The sequence below is a fragment of the Corallococcus sp. CA041A genome, assembly GCF_003612075.1.
GTDB lineage: Bacteria > Myxococcota > Myxococcia > Myxococcales > Myxococcaceae > Corallococcus > Corallococcus exiguus.
In genome coordinates, this window is record NZ_RAWF01000282.1 from 1 (window position 1) to 12,672 (window position 12,672).

The window sequence follows — 12,672 nt, forward strand, 5'->3', positions numbered from 1 at the left end:
GGAACGGCGCATCGGTGGGGCTCCTCGGGGGGAGACGGACTCAAAAAGCGGACGGCTCCACCCTAGCTTGCTCGGTGGAGTGCGGCGAACCCACACCCGACGTAACGGGCAGGGAAGCGCTCTGGATTTGAATGTGGACTGAACAGGTCCACATTACATAAGAGGCCGTCGCGGGCATCGGGCCCGCGGACAGCCACAGGAGACACCCCTACATGCTCCGGATGAGCAAGATGACCGACTACGGCATCGTGCTGATGACCGAGCTGGCGCGCGCGGACGGGGAAACCCGCACCACGCGAGAGCTGGCGGCGCGCACGCATGTCGCCCTTCCGTCCGCGAGCAAGGTCCTGAAGGGACTGTTGCAGGCGGGTCTGGTGGTGTCGCACCGGGGGGCGAATGGCGGCTACGGCCTGGCACGTCCGGCGGAGGCCATCTCGCTGGCGGAGCTGGTGTCCGCGCTGGAGGGGCCGGTGTCCCTCACGGAGTGTGGCCAGCACCAGGGCAAGCCCGCGGGCCCCTGCGAGCTGGAATCCGTCTGCCAGGTGCGAGGCCACTGGCGCCTCATCAACCAAGCCATCCAGGAAGCGCTGGGGAAGCTGACGCTCGCGGACCTGCGCGCGCCCGCGCCCCGCATGCCGGAGCGGCTGGTGGGCCTGGGCCTGCCGGCGTCCATCAGCGCTCCCGCTTCCGTCACGGGAGTCCGCTCATGAGCACCACCGAAACCATCCAGGAACTCACCCGCAAGGGCTACCAGGCGGGCTTCGTCACCCAGGTGGAGTCGGACACGCTGCCGCCCGGCCTGGACGAGGACGTCATCCGCGTCCTGTCCGCGAAGAAGAACGAGCCGGCCTTCATGCTGGAGTGGCGCCTGAAGGCGTACCGCCACTGGCTCACGCTGAAGGAGCCGTCGTGGCAGGCGGTGAAGTACAACCCCATCGACTACCAGGCCATCCGCTACTACTCGGCGCCGAAGCAGAAGCCGAAGAAGGACAGCCTGTCGGAGGTCGACCCCGAAATCCTCCGCACCTACGAGAAGCTGGGCATCCCGCTGGAGGAGCAGAAGCGCCTTCAGAACGTCGCGGTGGACGCGGTGTTCGACTCCGTGTCGGTGGCCACCACGTTCCGGGAGAAGCTCTACAAGGCGGGCGTCATCTTCTGCTCGTTCTCCGAAGCGGTGCGCGAGCACCCGGAGCTGGTGGAGCGCTACCTGGGCACGGTGGTGCCCTTCTCCGACAACTTCTTCGCGGCGCTCAACTCCGCGGTCTTCAGCGACGGTTCGTTCTGCTACGTGCCCAAGGGCGTGAAGTGCCCCATGGAGCTGTCCACGTACTTCCGCATCAACGCGGCGGACACAGGCCAGTTCGAGCGCACGCTGCTCATCGCGGATGAAGGCGCCTCCGTGAGCTACCTGGAGGGCTGCACCGCGCCCATGCGCGACACCAACCAGCTGCACGCGGCGGTGGTGGAGCTGGTGGCGCTGGACGGCGCGTCCATCAAGTACAGCACGGTGCAGAACTGGTACCCGGGCGACGCGGAGGGGCGCGGCGGCATCTACAACTTCGTCACCAAGCGCGGCATCGCGCACCAGCGCTCCAAGATTTCGTGGACCCAGGTGGAGACGGGCTCGGCGATTACGTGGAAGTACCCCAGCGTCATCCTCAAGGGGGATGACTCGGTGGGCGAGTTCTACTCGGTGGCGCTCACCAACCACCGGCAGCAGGCGGACACGGGCACGAAGATGGTGCACATCGGGAAGAACACCCGGTCCACCATCGTGTCCAAGGGCATCTCCGCCGGCCGCGGGCAGAACACGTACCGGGGCCTGGTGAAGGTGCTCAAGAGCGCGGCGAACGCACGCAACTACACGCAGTGCGATTCGCTGCTGTTGGGTGACGAGTGCGGCGCCCACACGCTGCCGTACATCGAGGTGAAGAACGCGACCGCGCAGGTGGAGCACGAAGCGTCCACGTCGAAGATTGGCGAGGACCAGCTCTTCTACTGCCGGCAGCGCGGCATCTCGCAGGAGGACGCGGTGTCGATGATCGTGAACGGCTTCTGCAGGCAGGTCTTCAAGGAACTGCCCATGGAGTTCGCCGTGGAGGCGCAGAAGCTCTTGGGCGTGAGTCTGGAAGGGAGCGTGGGGTGATGGCGTCGTTGTTGAGCATCCAGGACCTGCATGCCCGCGTGGGCGGCAAGGACATCCTCAAGGGCATCAACCTGGAGGTGGGCGCTGGTGAGGTGCACGCCATCATGGGGCCCAATGGCTCCGGCAAGAGCACGCTCGCGGGCGTGCTGGCGGGGCGTGAGACGTACGAAGTGACGAAGGGCACCGTGCGCTTCGACGGCAAGGACCTGCTGGGCACGCCGCCGGAGGAGCGCGCGAAGGCGGGCGTGTTCCTGGGGTTCCAGTACCCGGTGGAGATTCCCGGCGTGGGCAACCTGCACTTCCTGCGCACGGCGCTCAACGCGCAGCGCCGCGCCAAGGGCGAGGAAGAGCTGGACGCGATGGACTTCCTCTCCCTGGCCAAGGAGAAGGCGAAGCTCGTGCAGTTGGACGCGGCGTTCATGAACCGCTCCGTGAACGAGGGCTTCTCCGGCGGAGAGAAGAAGCGCAACGAGATCTTCCAGATGGCGGTGCTCCAGCCGCGGCTGGCGCTGCTGGATGAGACGGACTCGGGTCTGGACATCGATGCGCTGCGCATCGTCGCGGGTGGCGTGAACGCGCTGCGCGCGAAGGACCGGGCGATCGTGATGATTACGCACTACCAGCGGCTGCTGGACTACATCGTGCCGGACCATGTGCACGTGATGGTGGCGGGCCGCATCGTGCGCTCGGGTGGACGCGAGCTGGCGCTGGAGCTGGAGGAGAAGGGCTACGGCTGGATTGGCGGGGAGGGGGCCGGTAAGGCGAAGGAGGCTCGGCCATGAGCGCGTCCCACTACGTGGACGTGGCCCGGGCCTTCCAGGCGCGCGCGGATGTCCCTGCGTGGCTCCAGGCGCTGCGTGAGGAGGGCTTGAGCCAGTTCCAGGCACGCGGCCTGCCCACGTCAAAGGACGAGGAGTGGAAGTACACGCCCGTGGCCACGCTGTCGTCGCATCCGTTCCAGCCCGTGCGGGACGTGTCCGTGGGCGAGGACGTGGCGCAGGCGGTGGCGCGGCTGGCGCTGCCCGGTCCACGGCTCGTGTTCGTGGATGGGAGATTCGTGCCGGCGCTGTCGGTGCTCGCGGGGCTGCCGCGCGGAGTGGTGCTCAAGCCGCTGTCGCAGGCGCTGCGTGAGGATGGGGCGCTGTTGCAGGAGACGCTGGGCCAGCGCGCTCGGCCGTCGGGGCATGCCTTCACGTCGCTCAACGCGGCGCTGCTGGAAGAGGGCGCGCTGCTCACGCTCGCGCCTCGCGCCCTGAGCGAGGTGCCGGTGCAGTTGCTGTTCCTCGCGCGCGGCGGCGACGGGCCGGTGCTGGCCAGTCCGCGCATCGTCGTGGTGGCGGGCGAAGGCAGCGAGGCCACGCTGGTGGAGACGTACGCGAGCCTGGGCTCGGGCGCGACGTTCACCAACGCGGTGACGGAGGTGTCGCTGGGGGACAACGCCAGCCTGCGCCACTTCAAGCTCCAGGCGGAGGGTGACACCGCGCTGCACCTGGGCGGGCTGTACTCGCGGCAGGGGCGCGACAGCCGCTTCCAGTCGCACGCGTTCTCGTTTGGCGGTGCGCTGGCTCGCAATGAAGTGCACGCGGCCTTCGCGGGCGAGGGCGGCGAGTGCGTGCTCAACGGCCTGTTCGTGGGCCGGGGCACGCAGCACCTGGACAACCGCACGGACCTGGACCACGCGGTGCCGCACTGCTCCAGCCGTGAGCTCTACAAGGGCGTGCTGGACGACCGCGCGCGCGGCACCTTCCACGGGAAGATTCGCGTGCGTGAGGACGCGCAGAAGACGGACGCCAGCCAGCAGAGCCGCAACCTGCTGCTCTCCGAGGGCGCGCAGGTGGACGCCCGGCCGCAGCTGGAGATCTTCGCGGACGACGTGAAGTGCGCCCACGGCACGGCGGTGGGCCGGTTGGATGACAACGCGCTGTTCTACCTGCGCTCGCGCGGCATCCCGAAGGTGGAGGCGGAGCGGATTTTGACGCAGGCCTTCGCCAGCGAGCTGGTGCGCGCGGTACCGGAGGGTCCGGTGCGCGCGCGGGTGGAGGCGTTGCTCGCGGAGAAGCTGCCGGGTTCGGCGGAGGTGATGGGATGAGCGGCCCTGGATTCGACCTGGCGCGAGTGCGCGCGGACTTCCCCATCCTCCGGCAGGAGGTGCGGGGCCGGCCGCTGGTGTACCTGGACAGCGCCGCCACGGGGCAGAAGCCGCAGGCGGTGCTGGACGCCATCACGCGCTACTACACGCACGACAACGCGAACGTGCACCGGGGCGTGCACATCCTCTCCGAGCGCGCCACGCAGGCCTTCGAGGACGCGCGCGAGACGGTGCGCCGCTTCATCCACGCCAAGGACGTGCGCGAGGTCATCTTCGTGCGCGGCACCACGGAGGCCATCAACCTGGTGGCCGCCACCTACGGCCGCAAGCACGTGGGCCCGGGCGACGAGGTGCTCATCTCCGCCATGGAGCACCACTCCAACATCGTGCCCTGGCAGATGGTGTGCGACGCGGCGGGAGCGAAGCTGCGCGTGATTCCCGTGGACGAGCGCGGCGAGCTGCGCATGGACACCGTGGACGCGCTGCTCACGGAGAAGACGCGCCTGCTGGCCATCACGCACGTGTCCAACGCGCTGGGCTCCGTGAACCCCATCAAGGAGCTGGTGGCCAAGGCGCACGCGAAGAACATCCCGGTGCTGGTGGACGGGGCGCAGTCGGTGACGCACTTCCCGGTGGACGTGCAGGACCTGGGCTGTGACTTCTACGCCTTCAGCGGACACAAGCTCTTCGGGCCCACGGGCATCGGCGTGCTGTACGGCAAGCTGGCCATGCTGGAGTCGCTGCCGCCGTACCAGGGCGGTGGGGACATGATCCTCTCCGTGACGATGGAGAAGACCGTCTACAACCGCGTGCCGCACCGCTTCGAGGCGGGCACGCCGGACATGGCGGGCGCGGTGGGGCTGGCCGCGGCCATCCGGTACCTGGAAGCCGTGGGCATGGAGAACGTGTCCCAGCACGACCAGTGGCTGCTCGCGTACGCGACGGACGCGCTCCAGTCGATTCCGGGCCTCAAGCTGGTGGGCACGGCGCCGCACAAGACGGGCGTGCTGTCCTTCACGCTGGAGGACGTCCACCCGCACGACGTGGGCACCATCCTGGACCAGGAGGGCATCTGCATCCGCACGGGGCACCACTGCGCCCAGCCGCTGATGCAGCGCTTCGGGGTGGCGGCCACGGCGAGAGCGTCGCTGGCGCTCTACAACACGCGTGAGGACGTGGACGCGCTGGTGAAGGGCCTGCACAAGGTGAAGGAGGTGTTCGCGTGAGCTCGGACCTCAAGGACCTGTACCAGGAGGTGGTGCTGGAGCACTCCAAGCGCCCGCGCAACTTCCGGGTGGTGGAGGGCGCCACCTGCGCGGCGGAGGGCTACAACCCGCTGTGCGGCGACCAGCTCTCCGTGACGCTCAAGCTGGAGGACGGCGTCATCCGCGACATCGGCTTCCAGGGCCAGGGGTGCGCCATCTCCAAGGCGTCCGCGTCGCTGATGACGGGCGCGGTGAAGGACAAGACACGGGAAGAGGCGCACGCGCTCTTCGAGCGCGTGCACACGCTGGTGACCGAAGGGCCGGACAAGGTGGACGTGGAGTCGCTGGGCAAGCTCGCGGTGCTGTCGGGCGTGAGCGAGTTCCCGGCCCGGGTGAAGTGCGCGAGCCTGGCGTGGCACACGCTGAACGCGGCGCTGGACGGCCGCTCCACGTCGGTGTCGACGGAGTAGGGAGGGGTCATGCGAGGCGCGATGACGGTCATCGAGCGCGACGTGGACGCGATGCTCATCCCCAGCGGGGACAAGGTGTTGCTGCCGGCGGGCTCGGAGTTGACGGTGGTGCAGACGCTGGGCGGCAACGTCACGGTGCAGGACCCGTACGGCCAGCTGTTCCGCATCGACGAGAAGAACGCGGACGTGCTGGGCGAGGAGTACGCCGCCAAGGCGAAGACGCCCGAGGAGAGCGTCACGCCCGGCGAGTTCCACGAGGAGCAGGTCTGGGAGCAGCTCCGCACGGTCTACGACCCGGAGATCCCGGTGAACATCGTGGAGCTGGGCCTGGTGTACACGTGCAAGGCCACGCCGATGGATGAGGGCGGGCAGCGCGTGGACATCGAGATGACGCTGACGGCGCCCGGCTGCGGCATGGGGCAGGTGCTGGTGGAGGACGTGCGCTCCAAGGTGTCCTCGCTGCCCGGCGTGAAGGAAGCCCACGTGGAGCTGGTGTGGGAACCGCAGTGGGACCAGAGCCGCATGTCGGACGTGGCGCGGCTCCAGCTGGGTTGGATGTGAGCCCTCGTCTCTAGACCAGGGCTTTACGACCGCGTGCGACCAGGCCCAGCGTGGCCGCGGCGGCGAGCCCACCCGCGAGCCAGCGGGGCCAGCGCGGCGCGGCTTCCGCCGTGGCGCGGCGGGCGATGGCGGGCGACATGCGCTCCGCGAAGAGCTCCACCATCGCGTGCTCGAAGGCGAGCAGGTCGTGTGGCCCCCGGCTGGACACCCAGTTGCTGTCGCGCACCACGGGTTCGTCCGTCCAGTGCGCGCCCGCGTTCTCCATGTCGTTGCGGATGCCCGGCCAGGACGTCAGGTGGCGGCCTTCCAGCAGTCCCGCCGATGCGAGCAGCCACGGCCCGTGACAGATGACCGCGATGGGCATGTCCAACAGGTCCGCGTCCTTCACGAAGTCCAGCGCCAGGGCGCTCTGCCGGAGGAAGTCCGGGTTCATGAAGCCGCCGGGCAGGAGCAGCGCGTCGAAGTCCGCGGCCTTCACGTCGCGCAGCGTGGCGTCCACGCGCACCTTGCGGCCGGGTACCAGCAGGTTCATGCCCCGGATGCGGCCCTTGTGAAGGGACACCACGGTGACGCGTGCGCCTTCTCGCTCCAGGCGCTTCACCGGCCGCGTCAGCTCCACCTGCTCGAAGCCATCCGCCGCCAGCACGGCCACTCGCATCCCCTTCAGCTTCTTCATTGCCCCGTCCTCCCGATGTCGCGATGTCTGGGCATGCCCTACAACCCGAACCTGCACAGTGGTCATGCCCTTCCGGGAGGGGAAGCGGAGGGCAGGCGGACAGGCAGGCGCCTGGGGTGATGCCTTCTCGCGGGCTGGTGCGGCGCGGCATGCGGCGGCGCTGGACGCCTTGGGGGAACGGCTTTACGACAAAGGCAGTCCGCCTGAACGCGGGCCCCCTTTTGGAGGCGCACGGCATGTCCCCCTCGTTTTCTTCACGGATGCACCGCGGCCTGCTCGCGAGCACCGCGCTGCTGCTGGCCCCGCTGGGCTGCGCCACGTCGTCGCAGGCGGGCGCCGCGCGCGACGAGGCGGCCTTGCGCACGGACGAGCCGCCGCGCGTGAAGCCGAAGTGGGGGCTGGTCATCCATGGCGGCGCGGGCGTGATTTCGCGCGAGAACCTGACCCCGGAGCGCGAGGCCGCGATGCGCGCCGCGCTCACGCAAGCGCTCCAGGCGGGGCACGCGGTGCTTGCGAAGGGCGGCCGCAGCATGGACGCGGTGACGGCGGCCATCCGCGTGATGGAGGACTCGCCGTACTTCAACGCCGGCAAGGGCGCGGTGTTCAACCACGACGGCGTGAACGAACTGGACGCGGCGGTGATGGACGGCAAGACGCGCATGGCCGGCGCGGTGGCCGGTGTGCACCACATCCAGAACCCCATCGACCTGGCTCGGCTGGTGATGGAGAAGTCGCCGCACGTGATGATGGTGGGCGACGGGGCGGAGGCCTTCGCGCAGTCGCAGGGCATGCCCCTGGTGGACGCGAAGTACTTCTACACGGAGGAGCGCTGGCAGGGCCTCCAGCGCGCGCTGGAGCAGGAGAAGGCGAAGGGGGCACCGCCCGCGGAACAGGGTCAGCCGTCCACGCAGGGCCTGTCGCCCGCACAGCCCTCCGCACCGGGCCAGCCGCCCGCACAAGGCGCATCGCCCGCAACGCCCGGACAGCCGCTGACGCCCGCGCAGCCGCCCGCGTCGGCGCCGCAGCCGGGCCAGCCCGCGACGCCCGCGCAGCCGTCATCACCGGCGCAGCTGCCCACGCAAGGCGCGACGCCCGCGACGCCCTCGCAGCCGCAGCCCGGCTCATCGCTGACGCCGGGCGTGGATCCCATCACGGGAGACCACAAGTTCGGCACGGTGGGCGCGGTGGCGTTGGACATGGAAGGCAACCTCGCGGCGGGCACGTCCACGGGCGGCATGACCAACAAGCGCTTCGGCCGGGTGGGGGACGCGCCCATCATCGGCGCGGGCACCTACGCGGATGAGCGCTGCGCCGTCTCCGCCACGGGCCACGGCGAGTTCTTCATCCGCTACACGGTGGCGCGCGACATCTGCGCCCGCGTCGAGTACCAGGACCTCCCGCTGCCGGAGGCCGCCAGCTACGTCATCAACGATGTGCTGGTGAAGGCCGGCGGCGAGGGCGGCGTCATCGCCATGGACCGCCAGGGCCACGTGGCCATGCCCTTCAACTCCAGCGGCATGTATCGCGGCTACATCAGCGAGGACGGCACGCCCACCGTCGCCATCTTCCAGCAGCCCTAGGCGGCCGGGCCCGGCTCCGCGCACCCCTGACGGGTGCGCGGAAGCGGCTCGAGGACTACTGCTTCACGAGGAACAGCTCGCGCACCTGGAGCAGGTCCACGTCACCGGCGAAGCCGGAGAACTTCTCGTACTCCGCCGGGCTGACGCGGGCGCGGGGCAGGTTGAAGGACTCCGAGATGCTGAGCGTGCGTCCGTCCTGCTTCTCCGACCGGGTGTAGTGGCCGAACTGGCTGTCCACCTTCAGGCCCGTCTGCGGGTCGCTGAGCTTCCAGCCCTGGGGCAGGGTGACCGAGACGTTGGTGCGGCTGGCCTCCGTGTCGTCGATGTAGAGCGGCGTGGTGCGCGTGGACAGCTGCACGTAGCGCCGGCCCAGCAGGGCGGGGAAGGTGAGGGGGCCCAGCGCCATGCGGCTGTCGCCCTCCATGCGCCCGAAGCGCGGCACGGTGAACGCGTAGCGCAGCACGAAGGGCGCGCCCACGGCCTCCTCGTGCTCCAGCTTCACGGACGACAGCTCCGCGCCGCCGAAGTAGCGCGCCACCGCGCCCTGCAGCGCCTGGTTGCGGCTCTCCGCGGAGAGCTGCTCGAAGGCCTCGGCGATTTGAGCGGCCTCGAAGCCGGAGTAGACCTCCTCGCCCTGGCCCTTGAGGCTGCCGTCCGCGCCCAGCTCCAGCGTGAGCTTCACGTCCTTGCCCGTGCGCGGCTTGAGCGGCGGCGTCTTCACCTTCTGCAGGGGCTTGCCCGGCTCCGGCAGCAGGTACGCCTCGCGCTCGCCCGTGGCGGTCTCCGGCAATTCGCCGAAGGGGCCGTAGCGTACGGACGTGTCCAGCCACACCGGCTGCTCACCCGGCACCTCCACGCGCAGCGCCGCGTAGGGCAGCAGCGCGTCCGCCGGGAAGAGGTACGGCGACGGGTCGGTGTTGAAGGTGCGGATCGCCGCGACGCGCGACGGGATGCCCAGCGTCTCCAGGCCCGCCTTCATCACGGTGAGCCGGCTGCCGCGGTCCTGCGCCACGGTGGAGGCCGCGGACTGCGCCAGGCTCGCGTCGCGGCCGGAGAAGCGCTTCATCACCGCGGAGTGCAGCGCCTTCACCGCCTCCAGGCCCTTCTTGCCCTCCGTGGCCTGGCGCGCGAACGCCTCCACCTCCGAGGTGCGGATCCACCGGTCCTGGAACGCGTCGCCATACACGCGCGCCAGGCCGTCGTTGCCCGTCTCGCCCGCGCCCACCATCACGAAGGGCAGGTACTCGTTGCCAGAGGGCGGCGCGTCCGGCTCCGGGATGAACGGCGGCACGCGGCGCGCGTCGTAGTGGAACACCTCCACGTCGCCCTTCACCTCCGGCGGCGGCGCCTTCATGCCGTGCGCGTCCACCTTCATGCCGCTGCCCTTGGGCGCGACCACGGTGTACGTGCTCCACGCGTTCGGCTGGTTGGCGATCTGGAAGTAGAACGCGGACGCGGTGAAGCCCGGCTGCGCGGGGCCGCGGTCGCTTTCGGGCAGCAGGTACTCCACCTCCACGGAGTCACCGACCTGCACGCCGGGCAGGCTCATGGTGTCCTTGCCCTCGATGTTCTCCGGCTCCAGCACGCGGCCGTCCGCCTTGAGCGTGCGCAGCGCCAGCACCTGGGCGCCGCGGGGGATGTTCGCCTCCGCGATCTCCTGCACGCCCGACTGCTCCAGCGCCTTCTGGATGGTGTGGATGCGGTTGACGATGGAGCCGTCCGGGTAGACCTGCACCGCCGCCGCGTCCAGCACGTACGCCGCCGCGCTGCCGCCGGTGACGGGCGCCGCCTCGTAGGCCTTCAGCGCCTCCTTGCCGTCGATGGCGTACGCCGCCAGCACCTCCTTGCCCGTCTTGGCGCGCTCCACCGCGCGGCGCAGCGACAGGTCCGTGCCGTCCAGCTTGAGCGCCTGCTCGCGCAGCTTCAGCGCCTCCGCGCCCTGGCCCGCGTACTCGCGCACGTCCGCCAGCCGCTTGAGGATTTCCGCGTTGCGCGGCCACACGGCGGCCAGCGTCTGGAGCACCTTCGCCGCGTCGTCGTAGCGGCGCTGGCTCACGTAGACGCCGGAGAGCGCCGCGGCGGTGGTGAGGTTGTCCGGGTCCTGCGAGAGCAGCTGCGTGTAGCCCTTGGCCGCGCCGTCCAGATCGCCGCGCGTGCGCAGGTGGTCCACCCGCCGCGCGTCCGCGCCGGGGCAGCCCTCCTGGGCCTTCACCAGCTCGTCGGTGCGGGTCACCGCGTCGCGACGGCGCGCCAGCGAGGACTGCAACCCCAGCGCCTCGCACAGGCCCGGCTGGGCCTCCAGCGCCGAGGCCAGGGCCACCTCCGCCTGCGCGTCCACGTCCAGCGCCAGCGCGGCGCGGGCCTGGAGGATGTGCACCGGGAAGCCCGCGGGCTTCACCGCGTCACGCGCCGTCTTCAGCGTGTCCAGCGCGGTGGCCGGCTGGCCGTCATCCAGGAAGAGGTCCGCGCGCAAGAGCAGCGCGGCCACGTTGCCCGGGTCCTTCGCCAGCGCCGCCTCCAGGTCTCGCGTGGCCCGGCCTCGCGCCACCTTGGACGGGATGCCGCGGTCCTGCGCGGCCTGCTCCGCGCGCAGGGTGAGCAGTGCGGGCGTCGTCGCCTCCAGCTTCGCCATCAGCCGGTGCGTGCCGTCCAGGTCTCGCGCCAGGCCGTCGCGCACCGCCAGGAAGTTGCTCAGCGTCTCGCCAGCCTCGCCCTGGAGCGCCTGGGCCACGTCCTCCGCGCCCGGGTACATGTCCGGGGCCTCCACCTCGCCCGGGGCGCTCGCGTTCCAGCGCGGCGCGGGCCCGGTGGCGGCGGTGAGGCGCGCGCCGGAGGGGCTTCCGTCCGCCTTCAGCAGCGCGAAGGAGAGGCCGCCCTGCGTGTTGTCGCGGGACATCTTCACCACGAAGCGGTGCTTGCCGGCGGGGAGCTCCATCGCTCGCACGCTCACCGTGGACGCGGTGCGCGCCCAGTCGCGGCGCTCCAGCACGGGTGCGCCGTCCATCAGCACGCGGTGCGACGTCTGGCTCACCGTGCGCAGCACGTAAACGCCGGCCTGCGCCACCTCCGCGTCGATGCCCAGCGCGTACATGTCCCCGTGGCCGGGCTCGCCGCCCAGGTCCAGCCGGCCGTCCGGCGAGCGCAGCGTGCGCGCCGTCAGCGGGCCGTACGCGCCCGTGAAGGGGCCCGCGAAGGAGCCGTCCTTCTCCGGCGCGATGGGCTCGTCGATGGCCAGCACATGGAAGGGAGAGAAGGGCCCCACCAGCGTGGCCTCGCCCGCGCCGCCCAGGTCCTTGAGCGTCTGGGCCTGGGTGTCCGTGTCCGCGCGCAGGCTCGCCACCGACAGGCGCGCGGCGCGCAGCAGGTAGGCCGTCTCACCCCGGGCGCCCGCGGTGAGCGCGGCGTCCACGCCCTTGAGGATGTTGTCGTCCTCCGCGCGGGAGGTGCCCACGCGGTCCAGCACGTAGCGCGCGGCGATGACGGCCACCGGGTGGCGGGGCGCGCGCTTCACCAGCTCCAGCGACGCGGCGAGCGCGCGGTCGGACTGGCCATTGCGCCGGGCCAGCAGCACCTGTCCCTGCAGGGCGTACGGGTCGCCAGGGTCCTTCTGCACGGCGGCGTCGAAGCGCTGCTGGGCGAGCTTCACATCGCCCGCGACGAGGTACGCGTGGAAGCCCGCGAACGCGAGCGTGCGCGCCTCCGCGTCAGCCTGGCCGGCCCGCTCCGCGGCGGACTCAAGCACGTGGGGCGCGACGACGGAGGAGGGCCGGGGGCAGCCGGTGAGGCCGGCGACGAGGGCGAGCGCGGTCAGGCCGCTGCGAAAGGTGCGCATAGGGGAGCCGAGGGATAATGCAATCCCCTCGGCGAGGCCATATTCCCCTTGAGGTGCTTGTCCGGAGCCAGCCCGGCTGTGTCCCCTAGCGACGCTTCGGGGCGGGCTTGGCG

At 70.7% G+C, this 12,672-nt stretch carries 10 protein-coding genes; 8 read left to right on the forward strand and 2 right to left on the reverse strand.

Annotated elements, in window-relative coordinates; all coding sequences use genetic code 11:
* Positions 1-212 precede the first annotated feature (212 nt).
* From D7V77_RS34835 to sufT, 7 genes are read left to right on the forward strand one after another with little or no spacing between them, the layout of a single operon-like run.
* Positions 213-710: an SUF system Fe-S cluster assembly regulator gene (locus D7V77_RS34835; RefSeq protein ID WP_120580581.1), complete on the forward strand. Its 498-nt coding sequence runs from the start codon at positions 213-215 to the stop codon at positions 708-710.
* On the forward strand, positions 707-2,146 hold the full coding sequence (sufB, locus tag D7V77_RS34840; protein ID WP_120580582.1) for a Fe-S cluster assembly protein SufB: 1,440 nt from the start codon (positions 707-709) through the stop codon (positions 2,144-2,146). Before D7V77_RS34835 ends, sufB begins: the two co-directional genes overlap by 4 nt.
* The gene (sufC, locus tag D7V77_RS34845; protein ID WP_120580583.1) at positions 2,146-2,928 is read left to right on the forward strand and encodes a Fe-S cluster assembly ATPase SufC; all 783 of its coding nucleotides are present in this window, start codon (positions 2,146-2,148) and stop codon (positions 2,926-2,928) included. Before sufB ends, sufC begins: the two co-directional genes overlap by 1 nt.
* The gene (gene sufD / locus D7V77_RS34850; RefSeq protein WP_120580584.1) at positions 2,925-4,235 is read left to right on the forward strand and encodes a Fe-S cluster assembly protein SufD; all 1,311 of its coding nucleotides are present in this window, start codon (positions 2,925-2,927) and stop codon (positions 4,233-4,235) included. Before sufC ends, sufD begins: the two co-directional genes overlap by 4 nt.
* The gene (locus tag D7V77_RS34855; RefSeq protein WP_120580585.1) at positions 4,232-5,461 is read left to right on the forward strand and encodes a cysteine desulfurase; all 1,230 of its coding nucleotides are present in this window, start codon (positions 4,232-4,234) and stop codon (positions 5,459-5,461) included. The genes sufD and D7V77_RS34855 overlap by 4 nt, the downstream gene beginning before the upstream one ends.
* Positions 5,458-5,910 carry a Fe-S cluster assembly sulfur transfer protein SufU gene (gene sufU / locus D7V77_RS34860; RefSeq protein WP_120580586.1) on the forward strand — a complete coding sequence of 151 codons (453 nt, stop codon included), beginning with the start codon at positions 5,458-5,460 and terminating at the stop codon, positions 5,908-5,910. Before D7V77_RS34855 ends, sufU begins: the two co-directional genes overlap by 4 nt.
* Positions 5,911-5,919: 9 nt before the next feature.
* Positions 5,920-6,471: a putative Fe-S cluster assembly protein SufT gene (sufT, locus tag D7V77_RS34865; RefSeq protein ID WP_120580587.1), complete on the forward strand. Its 552-nt coding sequence runs from the start codon at positions 5,920-5,922 to the stop codon at positions 6,469-6,471.
* Positions 6,472-6,481: 10 nt separating this feature from the next.
* Here sufT and D7V77_RS34870 read toward each other — a convergent pair whose 3' ends face one another.
* Positions 6,482-7,147, reverse strand: a complete 666-nt coding sequence (locus D7V77_RS34870) for a type 1 glutamine amidotransferase domain-containing protein (RefSeq protein ID WP_120580588.1) — start codon at positions 7,145-7,147, stop codon at positions 6,482-6,484.
* A gap of 236 nt (positions 7,148-7,383) precedes the next feature.
* Between D7V77_RS34870 and D7V77_RS34875 the strand changes: the two genes are divergently transcribed.
* A complete protein-coding gene (locus D7V77_RS34875) occupies positions 7,384-8,727 on the forward strand; it encodes an isoaspartyl peptidase/L-asparaginase family protein (RefSeq protein ID WP_233597418.1) in 1,344 nt (447 codons plus the stop codon).
* 55 nt (positions 8,728-8,782) lie between these two features.
* Here the strand turns inward: D7V77_RS34875 and D7V77_RS34880 are convergent, their stop codons facing one another.
* Positions 8,783-12,559, reverse strand: coding sequence for a tetratricopeptide repeat protein (locus tag D7V77_RS34880; protein ID WP_120580589.1), 3,777 nt, complete (start codon positions 12,557-12,559; stop codon positions 8,783-8,785).
* Between the last annotated feature and the right edge of the window lie 113 nt (positions 12,560-12,672).